Raw genomic sequence first — 16555 nt, forward strand, 5'->3', positions numbered from 1 at the left:
CCGATGCTTAATTAATTGACAGATTTTGGCCTGCTTGCTACCGATGTACCAAATGCAGTTGGCTTGCCGGCCATGGTAATTACCATTTCGCCGCCGGCGGCTACGCTGCTATGAGGCAAATAATTTAATATATAAGGTTTACCGTTTAAGGTGATACCTGCAATGTATTTATGAGCGCTGCTGTTGTTTTTAACCACTATATGGAATTTTTTGCCTGCGGGTAAGTTAATAGTGGCCTCGTTTATATGCGGGCTACCAAAAACATACATACCGTTTGCCGGGTTTACCGGGTAAAAGCCAAGTGAAGATAGCACATACCAGGCCGACATCTGGCCCACATCTTCGTTACCAATGATACCATCGGGCCTGGTAGTATAAAAGTTATCCATTATAAAACGCACCTTGTCGGCGGTTTTCCACGGCTGGCCTACGTAAGCGTACAGATAAGCGATGTGATGGCTCGGTTCGTTACCATGCGCATACTGGCCTATCAAGCCGGAGATATCCGGTGAATGTTCCTTACCCAGATCGCCCTGAACCACAAATAACGAATCGAGCTTTTTAGTAAAGGGTTGCTCGCCGCCCTGCAGGGCAATTAAGCCCTCTACATCATGCGGCACCAGCCAGGTGTACTGCCAGGCATTGCCCTCGGTAAAGTCATCCTGCTCGTGGCGCGATTCGAACGGGTTAAAAGGTGTCCGCCATTCTGTAGCCGATACCTTACCGCGCATAAAGTGGGTTTGCTTATCAAAATAATTCTGATAATTTTTAGCACGCTTGCTAAAATATTGGTAGTCTGCCGTTTTACCCATTTTTTTAGCCATCTGTGCCACACACCAGTCGTTAATGGAATACTCCAGGCCCATTGCTACGTTCTCCCGTGTGCTATCCGCAGGTATATAGCCCAGTTGTTTTACAAACTTAAGGCCGCGCACATCCTGCATCTGGGTGGTTTTAACCGCCTCGTAAGCCAGGTTGGCATCAAAACCCTTAAAACCCTTTAGGTAAGCATCTGCCACCACGGCAACAGCGCTGTTACCCACCATAGTGTTGGTTTCGTTTGCCATTAAGTGCCATACGGGCAATTTGCCCTGCTCTTTATAAATAGCCAACATGGTGTTGATCATATCCGGCACACGCCCGGGCTGCATAATGGTATATAAGGGGTTAGCCGAGCGGTAGGTATCCCACAAAGAAAAGGTGGTTAAATTATTGAATGCCGCTTTTTTGTGCACCTGCTTATCTGCACCCATATAATCGCCGTTTACATCATTAAAAATAGATGGCGCTATCATGGTATGATACATAGCCGTATAAAACTTTTTTAACTGCGCGGTAGAATCTGCTTTAATGGTAAGCTTATGCAATTCTCGGTTCCACTCGTTGTGTGCGTTAGCTGCAACTTTATCAAAATCCCAGCCGGGGATCTCGGCATTGATATTTAATAAGGCATTTGTAGTGCTCACCGGCGAAATGCCCACTTTTACCAATACCTTTTCGCCGGGTTTGCTGGCGAAGGATAGCACACCTTTTACCTTTTGGCCGGTAAGCGATACCCCTTTTTGCAGGGCGGTACTATCGTAAACCGCAAATTTGCTGATGGGTTTAGAAAATACAGCCGTAAAATAGATCTTTTGATCGCGGGCCCATCCTCTGGAATAACGGTACCCTTCGATAGTGGTGCTGTTAACCTGTTTAATATAGGTTTTAACCGGGATATCTGCTATGCCCTCGGCCAGGTCTATCATAATATTAGCCTGTTGAGCCTGGGGGAAGGTGTACTGGTGAAAGCCCACCCTTTTAGATGCCGTTAGCTGCACCTTGATGTTATACTTTTTTAGTTTTACGCTGTAATAGCCGGGTTTTATCACCTCGTCCTGCCGGCTAAAAAGCGAAAAGTAACCGGCCTGCGGGTTTTTAATATCACCTTTATTTACATTAATGGCACCGGTGGTAGGCATAAACGATACATCACCCAGATCGCCAATGCCGGTACCGCTTAAATGCGTATGCTGAAAGCCGATAATGGTAGAATCGGAAATATGATAGCCCGAGCACCAGTCCCAGCCCTTTGACAGCTGGGTTGGCCCCATTTGTACCGCACCAAAGGGCACATTAGCCCCCACAAACACATGCCCGTGGAAACCGGTGCCTATCAGCTGGTCTACATACTGGGTAAGATCTGTACTGCCTGCCTGCGCTTTTTTTGCCTTTTGTGCAAAAGCCGCCGAGGCTATTAAAACGAATGGTATAAGTAACCTGAATTTTTGCTTCATGGAATATAATTTGGTATCGTATTAACGAATATTTATCATTTTATAATTGTAAAAACTTTTCATATTACATCTTTTGAGGTACAGCTCATCATTAAACAGAATTAGGATAAAGTACCGGGCTGTGCGATTTCCTCCCTGCGGGAGGGTGCAGGGAGGGGTTTAGGCGACTAAGCTCACCTGTAAACCCCTCCCTGCTACTACACAGACCAACGCGCCCCTCCCCAAAGAGGGATTTAAACTGTCAATAGTTTCCTCATACAATAATAGGCTATCCTACTCAAAAGAGAAACCAAGGCGTAAGGGCCTGATGTCATATTATTTTACTTGTGCCCCAACCTCTGCCGCGCTGATGCCAGTACCGCTAATTAGCTTTATAGCCGTTAGCTTAAAATATTTTGCCTTAACGGCAGTTTTAAGCGGTATCAATTGCTCTACCGGGTTTGATCTGATATTAGAAAATTCGCCTTCGGCAACAGTTTGCCAGGTAGTGCCGTCATTGCTTACCGCCCAGCTGTAGCCGCTTATCAGTCCATTGGTTTGTTTATCCTGCCGGGGCAGATAGGTAAACGCTTTAATGGTTTGCGTAGTACCCAGGTCCACCACAAATTCTGACGAGTTTGTTTTATAGGCAAAGGTGCCGGCATCGTCATCTATTGCCTTTTTGGCATCATCGCCGGTTTGGCTGATGATGCTCCATTTACTTTTAACCAGGCCAAAGCTTTGTGTACTTACCTCGCTTGCCTTGTTGCTTCCGTCCAGGCTTATTGCTTTTACTTCGCCGCCATCTGCCAGCATAAATGGGTTGGTGTAGGCCGGTGAAGCAGATGTTGGCTGTGTACCATCCGTAGTATAACGGATGCTGCCAACCGGTGCTTCGGTGGTTAGTTCCACCTCTCCTGCCTTATTCCTTTTAATTACCGGCGCCACCAAATGTACCGGTTCTTTAAATAAGCCAAAATCGCTTATGGCAACTGCCACCGGCGATTTGGTAATTCTTACCCTTACTTTGCTTGTGGTGATATTATAAGGCAAACGCACTAACCTGTTTGCGCCAACGCTTGGCACTTCGGCAACCTCTTTCCAGGCACCATCTATCCAGGCATCAAAGGCGGCGCCTTCTAAACGCTGGCCCAGCTTAATATTTTCGCGCAGGCGGATCACGTTGAATGTTTTGGCCGAATGCAGGTCGGCCTCTAAAGTAGGTTTGGTTACGGCATCATTGGTAGCCCAGTAAGTATAGCGGCTGTTATCTGTTAAAAATGCGGTGCCGTACCTGGCGCTGTTATTGCCACGGATGTTAGATGCTTTGAACGTTGCACCTTTTGCCAGGTTAACGGCAAAGGTTTGTTTTAAGATGCCGCCAAACTGTTTCAGAATGTTTACATCCTCTGTGGTTATTAAACCATCTTTATCTGGCGACAGGCCCAGGTCTAAACAAGCGCCGCGGCCTACGCTTTTATAATAAAGATCTACGAGGTTATAGGCTGATCTTGTTTGCCCATCCTGCGACTGATGGTAGAACCACCCTCTTCTTAACGGCACATCGCATTCGGCAGGCATCCAGAATTTGCCGTTACGGGTACCTTCGGTGCCTTCATAATCTTTTACAAAACCATTGGCAGGCATTTTGCCTTCTTCGGGTGCGTGTGGTGTATAGGTTGCCCAGTAGGTTTCGCCTGCGTGGCCTTCTTCGTTACCTACCCAGCGCACATCAGGGCCAACATCGCCAAATATAGCTGCGCCCGGCTGCATTTTGCGGGTAATGGCCCAGGTAACAGGCCAGCCGTAATAGGTAGACCGGTCAATCTTGCGCACTTCGCGTGTGCCGCCATAGTAACCATCACCACCGTTGGCGCCGTCATGCCAGGACATAAACACCGGCCCGTAGTTGCTGTACAATTCTTTCAGCTGCTGGCGGTAAACTTTTGTAACATACTCCGGCTTACCGTAAAGGGCGTTGTTCCTGTCCCAGGGCGAGCAGTAAACCGCCATTTTCATGCCCAGTTTCTGGCAGGCCAGCTGGTATTCTTTCACAATATCCCCCTTCCCCTTTTTATAAGGACTTTTGCTGATATTATGACCGGTAGTTTTGGTTGGCCAAAGGCAAAACCCATCGTGGTGCTTGGCCACTACCACAATTCCTTTAAAGCCGCCGGCCTTAGCAGCTGCCACAATTTGCATAGCGCTAAAGCTTTTAGGGTTAAATATATCCGGGTTTTCATCTCCAAAGCCCCACTCTTTATCGGTATAAGTAGCCATGCTGAAATGCACAATACAGTACATATCGGTTTCCTGCCAGTTTAGCTGGCGCTGGCTGGGCAGCACGCCATAAGGCTTAAGTGCTGTTTGTGCCATCCCATTCAAAGCGGCGGCGGCAAAGGCAATTGCTATAAAATACTTTCTCATCATCTGTTAATGTTTAAACCAGGCTGCAGGCACCTCTGCCGGTTCACTGCCATTAATGCTGTACCTAAGCTTTAATGTATAACCGCCGCCGCCTTCAATAAAATCAAGCGCGAAGGGCTGCAGTCCTTTGCTTAAAGCTACCTGCCCGTTCTTTTCTATCGGGGCGTGGTTACCATCATTATCAACCACCATGCGGTCGGCTATTTTTACTATTCCGCCGTCATCGCAGTTCAGGTAAAAAGTATAGATGCCGGTAGCCGGTACATCAATATATCCGCGGTAAGTAATGGCAAAAGATGGTGCATTTACAGATGCAGGCACTGCGATGGCACTGGTTGTAAATATGCTATCGGCCTTTGCCTTGCTTATCAGGCTGCTTTGTTTAAAAAACGCTTTGTAATATACAGCAGCTAAACCGGGGGCAGCATTAGCTACTTTTAATGCCGGTGCGTACGCTTGTTTTTTGTAGTTAAGCGTGTAAATATCGCCGCGGGAGCCGATTGGTGTAAAAGCCGCCACTTTGATAGTTTGCGGTTTGGTGATGACCAGCCCCTGGCCCAATGGTTTGGATGTGGCCATCGGCAAGCTGCCATCCGTGGTGTAACGAATCTGCATTTCGGCCATCGGTTTTTTAATGCTTAGGGTATCCCGATCGATAAAAACACTTTCGGTTACCATATTCGGCAGATCGGGCAGGCGGTAACGAATTTTTAACTTATCAAGGCGTTTGTAGTGCGAATTAAGGCGTTTTAGGTACGAATTATAGTCGTCGGGGTTGCTTGTCCATAACCTTTCTGCCAGGGCGGTCATCCTGGGCATAAACATGTAATCAGCCCGGTTCTCTGACGGGATCATCTCCGACCAGATGTTTGCCTGCGCACCAATAATGGCTTTGGCTTCCTGCGCGTTCAGCTTGGCGGGTATTGGGTTAAAGTGATAAACTTTATCTATAGCGTACTGGTCTGGCTGGTAATCAAAATACAGCGGGTTGCCGGGCGTCATGATAACCGTATTGCCGTTCTTAGCTGCCTTAACCGGTGCATCGGGCACCCAGCCGCGCCAGTACATGATAATAGCGGTAGGGCTTATCCCGCCTTCTATCACCTCATCCCATCCTATCAGTTTACGGCCCTTTGAATTAAAGAATTTCTCCATCCGGTTGATGAAATAGCTGTGTAAGGCGGCCATATCCTTAATTTCATGCTGTTTCATAAAGTCTTTCACCGCGGCAGATCTCTCCCAGTCCGTACGGTCAACTTCATCGCCGCCAATGTGGATGTATTTTGAAGGGAAGATGTCCATAACCTCTGTAAATACATTTTCGGCAAACTCGTAGGTGCTTTCGTTAGCCGGGCATATAGGTTTAGAAAATAATTCACCAAACTTATTTTCGCCGTTGCAGGTAAGAAATGGGTACGAATTGATGGCCGCCATCATGTGGCCGGGCATATCAATCTCGGGGATAATATCTATATATTTTGTAGCGGCATAGGCCACCAGGTCTTTCAACTGCTGCTGCGTGTAAAAGCCGCCATACATGGTTTTACCGTTCCTTTTTACAATATGCTTCGGATCGATGATAAAATCGGGGTTGTCCTTAGCCTTTTTCATACAGGCCGAATCCTGGTTATTAAACGTACGCCAGGCACCTTCTGAAGTTAATTTAGGGTACTTTTTGATCTCTATACGCCAGCCCTGGTCATCAGTTAAATGCAGGTGAAATTTATTCATCTTGTAAAGCGCCATCACATCAATAAACTTGCGCAGGTAGCTGATAGAGAAGAAGTGGCGTGATACATCCAAATGCATCCCCCGCCAGGCATAAGCCGGCTGGTCGTTAATAGTTACTGCAGGCAGGGTTAACTGTTTTAACCGCGTACCGTTTCCCTCTATACCTGCAGGCAATAACTGCCTGATGGTTTCTACCGCGCGATAGGCCCCTGTTGGTGTTTTGGCAGCAATTATTAATTGTTTTGGTGTAATAGTTAGTTTATAACCCTCTTCGGCTGCGATGGATGCATCGTATTTTAACGCTATTACAGCAGACGTATTCCCCTGTTTTAATGCTACGCCCAGGCCCTGTTTAATCAGCTGGTTTAACTGTAATGCCTCGTTCGTAAACTTTCCGCTTGCATCGGCTATGCGTGTGGCCGCGGTAATTTTAAATGATCCGGCAGCAGGCGTAAGCGATGTTGGGTACGGGATGATCGGGTACCGTACATCCTGTGCGCCTGCGTTTTGCAGCCCGAAGAGACAGGCAGCCGATAGTACAAATAGCCTTTTTAAATGAGATAAACGCATCGTTAGTTTTTGATCTTTAATAGCTGTGAGTTACTTTTTGCTGTATTCCATCCGTCGATATCTACAGCCAGGTTTTTAAGGCCGGCTGCAGGGTATTCTATGATCACCTTTTTCTGCTCGCCGGGTAGCACAGATATATAATTGTTATCGTAAAATGCAGGTAAGATCCTTTCCTTAGTGCCGGCATCCACTAAGGATATCCTGTTAAAGAATGATACAACACTGTTGGGTTTATTGGTTAAAGTAACCTCGATTTTTCCGGGCTTGATGTACCGGGCTTGAGCAGTCAGGGCATCATCCTTCATTTTTTCTAAGCCCGAGTACTCGCCTTTGCTATCTGCTATCCAGTACAAATTGTCAGACAGTACCTTTTTATCGGTATCTAACAGCTGTAACGACAGAAAAGCGCCCTCTTTGGCAGCCATCTCATCCATCACATTTTTAACCGACAAGATCTTTTTAGTTGACGTGGGTACGATATCGCAAAACACCTGGGTTATCAGCTTTTCTTTACCGGCCATATCATAGGCCTTTATCACCAGCATCATGCTGCGGCTTGGCTTAAAGGTGTTGTTGGCGAGCGATACCATCCCGTTAATTGGGTTATACATTACGTGCAGGGCCTCGCCCCCGTTATGCAGGCCATAAAGGCAGGCGTTAGGGTCCAGGTAATAATCATACATCTGGCCGCGCATGGCGGTCCATGGGTTTTGGGTTTTCCAGATGATGAAACCGGTGTACCAATCCCACATGTGCGATGTAAAACCTTCGGCCAGGCCGCGGTATTGGTCGTAATTAACCAGTTGGGCCTTTCTGGCAAAATCTTCGGCGCCTTTTATCTTGCCATATTTGGCAACGCTGGTATCATACCCAATGTATTTATGATAATCCCAAACGCTGTCGACTTTGCTTTTGCGGGTATTTTCATCATAGTCGGGCGCCACCATGTTTTTTGCAGGGATAAACCTTTTTAAAGATTCATAATCGCTTACACCAACCGAACCTACTTCTGAATTGAACGGGTAAGTTTTAAAGTTCCAGAAAACAGATAGCGGCTGAATACCGTAAGGGCCGTCGCCGTTACCACCCAAAACATTGTTAGACATTTCTTCGGAGTTAGAGTAATCTACAAACCAGCGGGTATTATCCAGCCTCGGGAAGATATCTTCTTTTAATGCGATGAGGATATCCTCGGGCGGTGTGATCTCGTTACCTCCGCACCAGATAGCCAGCGATGCATGGTTACGTACCATTTTTATCTGATCTTCGGCCGAGCGCAGAAACAAGCCATGGTCATCCGGATATTTGCGGCGGGTCCACTGGTCGTCCAATTTCATTGGGTCTACCCAACGGCCGTTACAATCACCGGATCCCCACAGGTCCTGAAAAACCAGCATCCCGTACCTGTCGCAGGCATCATAAAATTCCGGGCGTTCTACCATCGCACCACCCCAGATCCTGATCAGGTTAAGGTTCATATCCCTATGAAAACGCACCTCGGCATCATAACGCAGGTCAGAAAGGCGCAGCATCGCGTCAGACAGGATCCAGTTACCACCTTTTATAAATATCTTTTGGCCGTTTACCGCAATTTGCCTGCTGCCGGTATGCTCGTTCCAACTGCTCTGTATTTCGCGCACGCCCACTTTTAATACTTTATGGTCTGACAGCTGCTTGCCGGCAATGGTAAACTTAACTTTTACATCGTATAAATTTTGCGGGCCATAGCCGTTTGGCCACCACAACTTCGGGTTTTGCAGCGCATGATCAGCCAGTTTTACCGTGGTTGTAGCATATGGCTTTAAGGTAACACTTTTAGATACCGTTGCACCCGCAATATCATAACTTACCACACCGGTTACACTTGCTGCGGTAGGGTTGTTCACTTCGGTTTCCATTTGGATGATGGCAGGCTTTTGCGGCCCTTCGGGCAACCTGGTACCGGGCACTACAGTAATTACATGCGTATCTGTTATACGTACCGCCCCTGTTTTTTGAATGGTAACCTTATCCCAGATCCCGGTATTACGGTCGCGTACGGGCTGGATCCAGTCCCAGCCTGCGGTATATTGCAGCCCTACATTGCGGGCAATAGTACCATCGCCGCCCTGGCCACCGTTGGCATTACCCAAAACATCCGGAGGATATACGATCACCGCCAGTTTATTATTACCTGTTTTGTTGAGGTAAGAAGTGATGTTGTAAGAAAACCTTAAAAACATGCCTTTTTGTGCAGATTTATTTAATTTATGGCCATTCAGGAATACATCACAGCTATAATTAACCCCCCTAAAATTCAGGTAAACCTGGCCGCCGTTTGCAGCCGGTGCCTCCTTAAAATCTTTAACAAACCAGTAGGTATAGTGCTTGGCCCCTGTTTTATAAATATCGGCGATCTTCTCGTTGTTCATCCCATAAAATGGATCGGGCACCTTTTTATTGTTTAACAATGTGGTTAGTACCGTACCGGGCACTGTTGCCGGCATCCATGCAGTACTATTATAGGATGCATCAGAAAGTTTTAAGCCGTCTTCCTTTACATCGGCTATTGCCGCGCATTTCCATCCTGTATTTAATTCGTAACTGCTTTGGGCTTTAGCTTTATTATTAAAGCTGTTTAAAGCCAGTAATACGGCAAGTGCAAATACTATTTTAGGCTTTACTGATGTGTACAAAAATTGCTGGGGCATTTTAATAATATAATAGTATGAAAAAATTAGTATTGAACTTTAAAAACAGCGGCCTGCGTTAAACCACTACCGGTTTGCAGGGCGGCAGGTATGGTGATGTTAACAGTGCCTTTATCAGCTTTCCATTTTACTTTTTTGCCAGAGCCTAATAAAACTACATTTTTTACCTTATTAATATCCTGCAGGTGCAAAGTGATACTTGCAGGCAGGGTTACCTGGTCTTTAGCCGAAGTTACAAACGCATAAATAGTATTGCCCTTATCTGCTTTTGTATAATAGATGTTATCTTCTGAGTAAGGGGCTACAGATGTAGAGTTGTAGATGCCTTCGCCGTTCACTTTTATCCAGCTGCCAATTTGCTGCAGGCGGCTGTAAGCTACCGGGTCCCAGTCGCCATCAGGACCGGGGCCGATATTCATGAGCAGGTTACCCCCACGCGATACGATCTTAATTAATAAGGTTACAATCTCATTTGCCGATTTGTACTTATCGCCCGGCACATAACTCCAGGAATTACCCATGGTGATACAGCTTTCCCAGGGATGATCTAACGGTTTATCAGGCACCTGCTGCTCGGGCGTGGTATAGTTTTCATACGGGCCGGCAACGGTGCGGTCTACCATAATTAAACCGGGTTGCTTTTTGCGGGCCATTTCGGCAATACGCGGCATATCTATATCCTGGTTAAAGGTAATGGCCTTTTGCCAGTCTACCGTAGTATCGATAGTGCTTTTAGGGCGTACCCAGCCACCATCCATCCATAATATATCTACCTTGCCATAATCGGTCATTAACTCCCCTATCTGGTTATAGGTAAAATCTTTAAACTTCTGCCATTGGTCGGGGTGTTTGGCAGGGTCGTAATTTACATTCCTGTCTTTCGGCGGGAAATACGGCCACCAGTAATTTTTAGAGTGCCAATCCGGTTTAGAGAAATAAGCCCCTATCATAAAATTCTCTTTAGAAAAAGCCTTAAAAATCTCTTTGGTAACGTTGGCCTTAGGGTTTGATGAGAATGGCGTTTTGGGGTCGGTAATTTTATAATCTGTTTGCTTGGTATCAAACATGCTAAACCCATCATGATGCTTGGTAGTAAATACCACATATTTCATTCCCGCATCTTTTGCAGCCTTTACCCACTTATCCGGGTCGAACTTTACGGGGTTAAAAGTAGTTTGCAAATTTTCATACGCTTTTACATAAGTATTGTAATCTGCACCGTAGGGGCCTTTGCGCTGTGTCCAGCCTTCATCCTCGGGGCAAATGCTCCAGCTTTCTACCACGCCCCACTCGCTATAAGTTCCCCAGTGCATAAACAGGCCAAATTTTAATTTTTGCCAGTTTTGAAGCTTCGTTTTTACTAATTCATCTGTAGGGGCTACATAATTTGCAGACATATTGTGTTCTTGCGCATAACAAGCCGCTACACACAATAAATTCAGGGTAAGGATGTACAGTTTTTTCATGTATCTATAATATAGTTTAAAAATAGGCCGTTTTAAGCTTAGTTGCTTTAAATAATGTATATTAATTCATTCAACAGGAACAGTTAAAGTGCAATAGCTTCTGTTAAAACATAGGAAAAGCAATTTTAATGCTTTTTACCAATAACTATTTAAAATATTTTAAAATCTTTTTATTTTCAAACATTTATTTTTAAAAGTTAATACAATTTTTTATTTTTATTAACATTATTATTACATTGCGATATAATTGGCCGCCAAACATTTAAATCTTGTTAAATTCAACAAGGAAGCCTTAAAGCCTGATTTAAATTATTTGCCAAACAAGAGATTTTATACAAACCAATTACTGCTTAAGTAATATAATTAATGAAACTACTATTTATTAAACCTTTAATTGATTAGAATGCCTATGGATTAAAAAAGCTTTACACTCCCATTTAAGAACAATACCAAATTAGTTCTTCTCAAAAAAACAAACTATTCTAAATTATACCCTATTCCTTAACAGGAAATTGGTATTTAATTAACGTATCTTAATTAACTCACTTAATTAATAACAGTATGGAAGATTTTAAACATCCTATGGGTGTAAGAGACAGATACAGATTTCCAAAGTCTGGATTGACAGTAAAATTGTCTCTTGTTTTATCATTAGCGGTAGGCATACAATCAGTAGCCGCAGCATATCCGCATAATAACGTATCAATCAATAAAAATAAATTAACTAACCAGGCGGTAATTACCGGTAAAGTAGTTGATGAAACAGGCGCACCGCTTCCCGGCGTTTCTGTTAGTATAAAAGGCACTAATACAGGTACAGTAACCAGCCCTAACGGTACATTTACCGTTAACGCGCCGGATAATGCCGTTTTGGTATTCTCGTTTATCGGTTACGAAAGGCAAGAAGTTGCCGTTGCCGGTAAAACCAGCATTACCGTTAGAATGACCCCATCAAGCAAAGGCTTAAACGAGGTTGTTGTAACTGCCTTGGGTATTAAAAAAGATGAAAAGAAATTAGGCTACTCGGTTACAACTGTAAAAGGCGATGCTTTAAACACTGCCAAAGAAACCAACGTAGCTTACTCATTACAAGGCCGCGTGGCTGGCTTAAGTGTTAGCGGTACCAATGGTGGCCCTGGTTCATCAGCACGTATCTTATTACGTGGTGTTACCAGTACAAGCACTACACAAGGCCCGTTATTTGTTATCAACGGCGTACCAATGGATAACACCCAAAGAGGCCAATCAGGCGAATGGGGTGGTGCTGATTACGGTGATGGTATCAGTAACATTAACCCGGATGATATCGAAACAATGACTGTACTTAAAGGCCAGTCTGCATCGGCGCTTTACGGTACACGTGCAGTTGGCGGTGTTATTTTGATCACAACTAAATCAGGTAAGAAAAACTCGGGCTTTGGTGTTGAATACAATACCAACTACCAGGCAGATCAGGTTATGGATAATACCAATTTCCAAAGCACTTACGGCCAGGGTATAAATGGTAACAAACCAACAACTGTTACAGATGCTTTAAATTCAGGAAATTTAGCATGGGGTGCAAAATTGGATGGTTCGCAGGTTATACAATTTGACGGCAAAAGCTACGCCTACTCAAAAACCAGCGATGATTACACCAAGTTTTACAAAACAGGTAACACTTTCACCAACACCGTTTCATTAACAGGTGGTAATGAAACAGGTTCGTTCCGTTTATCGTTATCAGATCTGAACAACCATGCCGTTACACCAAACAGCGGGTTAAACAGAAAAACCTTTAACTTTAACGGTACACAAACTGTTATCAAAAACCTGGATATCAACCTTACGGCTAACTACGTTTTAGATAACGCTAAAAACCGTTCAGGCTTAAGTGATGGCCCGGGCAACCCTAACAACGTACAATTCCTGGCGCCTAACGAAGCTCAAAGCATCTTAGCACCTGGTACTAAAGCAGATGGCAGCGGTAAAGAGCAAAGCTTTACTAATGACATTTATGTAACCAACCCATATTTTGCCGCCTATAATTTCATGACAAACACTTCAAGAGAGCGTTTGATCTCTTCGATCTCGGCAAAATACAGCATTACGCCATGGGCTTACGCACAAGGCCGTATTGGATATGACAAGATCCATGATAACCGTTTTATAGTAGAACCAACGGGTACAGCATACTATCCGGTTGGAAGTAATGGTAAAGTGGTTACCCAAACTACCCAAATTGGTGAGTTTAACGCAGATGTTTTATTAGGTGCTAAACATGATATTGTTAAAGACTTCTTAAATCTTGATCTGTCTGTCGGCGGTAACATCCGTAAAAGTACTTTCAGCGGTACACAAATCGAAGCAAATAATTTGATCGCACCATACTTTTACGATATTTCTAACGGTTTAACCAGAAACGCTACTAACGTACAACCAGCTAATTTACAGGTAAATTCAGCTTATTATACCGCTGATTTTGCGATTAAAAACTTCCTGGTTTTAAACACCAGCGGCCGTTATGATACTTACAGCAGTATCTCACAGGCTGTCGGCCGCGGTATCTTTACGCCGTCAGTATCTGCCAGCTTTATATTCTCTGACCTTGCACCTATCAGCGGTTTAGATTTTGGAAAACTGCGTGTATCTTATGCAGGTACCAGCAATGGCGCTGCACCATTTAACAACCAGGTTACCTATACTGTAAACAACTCTATAAACGGAGTAAGTGCTGCCGGTTTTGGCGGGCAATTAGCCAACGTATTGTTGAAACCATATACCCTGCGTGAATTAGAGGTAGGTACAACCATGAAGTTTTTCAATGATCGCTTCGGGTTTGACGTTGCTTACTTCCAAAGAAAATCTAAGGATGAGATCATCAACAGCTCTATCGATATCTCCAGCGGATTTACCAATGCGTACGTAGCAACAGCCTCTGTACAAAACAAAGGTATCGAGGTTGAACTACATGGTTCGCCGGTAAGAACAGGTGCATTTAACTGGACTTCATCTTTCAACTTCACATATGTTAATAACAAGGTATTAGCTACAGATGCGGTTAGTGGTAACATAGGTTTAGGTACTTACCGCCCAATGAATGCAACAACTGCATTCGTAATTGGCATGGCAGGCCCACAAATCATGGCAAACGATTACTTGCGTAACGCTCAGGGTCAAATTATTTATGATGCACAAGGTAATGCAAAAGCAGGCCCTCGTGTAGCATCAGGTAGTGTTATTCCTAAGTATTATGGTGGTTTTAATAATGATGTTACTTACAAGAATTTCAACTTTAGCTTCCTCATCGATTATCGCTACGGTAACAAAGTATTGTCAGCAACTAATTACTACAGTATCTTCCGTGGTTTAAACCAAATGACGCTTGCTGGTCGTGAAACTGGGGTTGTTGGTGCCGGTGTTAACGAAGCGGGCCAGCCTAATACTATAAATGTACCTGCACAAAACTACTACCAGAGTTTAGCTCGTAACATCTCTTCACTTAACGTATTAGATGGTAGCTTTATTAAATTGCGCCAAGTTACATTAGGTTACAGCATTCCAAAATCATATTTCACCAATTCACCAATCAATTCAATCACTGTTTCTTTAGTAGCACGTAACTTATGGACTATTATGAAACGCAGCGACAATATTGACCCTGAATCAAACTTTGCGCCGGGAATCAATTACGCAGGTATTGAAGGTACAAGCGTACCAGCCGTGCGTACTTATGGATTAAACGTGAACTTTAAATTTAAAAAATAACAAAGATGAAAAAACAACTCTTATATAGTTGCCTTATTGCAGGTGCTACCTTTATAGCAGGTTGTACTAAAAACTTTGATGCAATCAATACCGACCCTACCAAAGTTAGCGCGGGTGGCCTTAACCCTAATTTTTTAATGGCCCAGGCCCAGATAAAGTTCTCAAACTCTGGTTACGATCAGTTACTTTTTCAAAGTATGTGGCCGCAATCATTAGCCTCTACCTACGATTATTATGGTAACGGTGATAAATACGTTTATGCAGGTAGTGGCCGCGGTTATTTTGAGCGCACCTGGAATACCAGCTACGGCTCATCTACCTTAATTGATGAAATGAAAAGCCTGATAAAAGGTAACGCCAGCTATACTAACCTGGATAACTGCGGCACCATCTTACGCGTGTTAATTATACAGCGTATAACAGATGCTTACGGCGATGTTCCTTATTCGCAGGCAGGCCAGGCGAAAGCAGGGATCTTAAATCCTGTTTTCGATCCGCAGCAAAGCATTTATTCGGCTATGCTTAATGATCTTGACGTGGCAACAGCTGCTTTAGATGTATCTAAAGACAAACCGTCATCTGATCTTTTTTACAGTGGTGATATCAGCCAGTGGAAAAAATTAGGATATAGCCTGATGCTGAAAGTAGCGATGCGTTTAACAAAGGCTGACCCCGCAATGGCTCAAAAATATGCCGAAAAAGCTTTTGCAGCCGGTACCATGGCAAGCATTGCCGACAACGTAAAGGTAAAAGCCGATAACGCTAACGGTAATGGTAACAGTGATGTTGCTGCCTTATTAGTAAAAGACGATTTCAGGGAAGTAAGATGGTCAAATGTTTTGATCAGCTATATGCAATCAAGTGCTGATCCGCGTATCCCTGCCGTTGCCGAGATCTCTGCAGGAACCGGTAAAGCTGCTAATGAAAACCCTGTGGCAGGCATTAACACTGCCAGCTTGCAAATTGGTATGCCAAACGGTTATGACCAGTTAGGCGGTGCTACTGACATTTCAAAGGCACCTAACTACCCGGGCACTTCACCGGCAGATCCTGCTGTAACAGCCGATGCTGCTGCACCGGATGGCAAATACTCACGCCCGCGTGTTACAGTTTATGACGATCGTAGCCGCATTAACATGCTGTACACTTATGGCGAGTGCGAACTTTTGTTAGCTGAAGCCGCTGCAAGAGGCTGGAACACTGGTTCTGCTGCAACGCATTATGCTAATGCACTTGCTGCCGATATGCAGTCTCTTACACAATTTAGTACAGATGCTGCCATTCCGCAATCAAGCGTTACAGCATATGTAGCTGCACATCCTTTGTCTGCAACAACCGCAACTGCATTACAGCAGATCAATATGGAGTACTTTGTGGTAACATCAACAACATTTAACTTTAATGAATCATGGGCTAACTGGAGAAGATCTGGCTACCCTGTTTTAACACCTGTTAAATACATTGGTCAGTTTATAAATGGTTCTATCCCAAGAAGGATCCCATACCCACTTGGCTTACCATCAACCAACGCTGCTAATTATGCCGCTGCCGTATCACGCCAGGGTGCAGATGATTTTGCTACCCGTGTATGGTGGGATAAATAATATCACCTACTCAATAAAAAAGGAGGCTTCGGTCTCCTTTTTTATTGTTGTTTTATGCTAATACA

Annotated in this window: 7 protein-coding genes; 2 read left to right on the forward strand and 5 right to left on the reverse strand. The window is 44.4% G+C overall.

Annotation, left to right across the window (positions count from 1 at the left end; genetic code table 11):
• Nucleotides 1-11: 11 nt before the first annotated feature.
• The 5 genes from E2R65_RS01520 to E2R65_RS01540 all read right to left on the reverse strand — a co-directional run bounded on the left by E2R65_RS01520 (nt 12) and on the right by E2R65_RS01540 (nt 11139).
• A complete protein-coding gene (locus E2R65_RS01520) occupies nt 12-2276 on the reverse strand; it encodes a GH92 family glycosyl hydrolase (RefSeq protein ID WP_134334707.1) in 2265 nt (754 codons plus the stop codon).
• A gap of 315 nt (nt 2277-2591) precedes the next feature.
• Entirely contained in the window at nt 2592-4685 is a 2094-nt protein-coding gene (locus tag E2R65_RS01525; protein WP_229704593.1) for an alpha-L-fucosidase, read from the reverse strand.
• A 3-nt stretch (nt 4686-4688) separates the two neighbouring features.
• Nucleotides 4689-6983: a family 20 glycosylhydrolase gene (locus E2R65_RS01530; protein ID WP_134334708.1), complete on the reverse strand. Its 2295-nt coding sequence runs from the start codon at nt 6981-6983 to the stop codon at nt 4689-4691.
• A 2-nt stretch (nt 6984-6985) separates the two neighbouring features.
• Nucleotides 6986-9673, reverse strand: coding sequence for a glycoside hydrolase family 2 protein (locus tag E2R65_RS01535; protein ID WP_134334709.1), 2688 nt, complete (start codon nt 9671-9673; stop codon nt 6986-6988).
• A gap of 26 nt (nt 9674-9699) precedes the next feature.
• Nucleotides 9700-11139: an alpha-L-fucosidase gene (locus E2R65_RS01540; RefSeq protein ID WP_134334710.1), complete on the reverse strand. Its 1440-nt coding sequence runs from the start codon at nt 11137-11139 to the stop codon at nt 9700-9702.
• 561 nt (nt 11140-11700) lie between these two features.
• Here E2R65_RS01540 and E2R65_RS01545 point away from each other — a divergent pair.
• Both E2R65_RS01545 and E2R65_RS01550 read left to right on the forward strand, forming a co-directional pair.
• Nucleotides 11701-14886 (forward strand): SusC/RagA family TonB-linked outer membrane protein, encoded by a 3186-nt coding sequence (locus E2R65_RS01545; protein ID WP_204986262.1) that lies wholly within the window; start codon nt 11701-11703, stop codon nt 14884-14886.
• Nucleotides 14887-14891: 5 nt separating this feature from the next.
• Nucleotides 14892-16490 carry a SusD/RagB family nutrient-binding outer membrane lipoprotein gene (locus tag E2R65_RS01550; protein ID WP_134334711.1) on the forward strand — a complete coding sequence of 533 codons (1599 nt, stop codon included), beginning with the start codon at nt 14892-14894 and terminating at the stop codon, nt 16488-16490.
• Nucleotides 16491-16555: the final 65 nt, after the last annotated feature.

The sequence above is a fragment of the Mucilaginibacter phyllosphaerae genome, from assembly GCF_004378255.1.
GTDB classification, from domain to species: domain Bacteria; phylum Bacteroidota; class Bacteroidia; order Sphingobacteriales; family Sphingobacteriaceae; genus Mucilaginibacter; species Mucilaginibacter phyllosphaerae.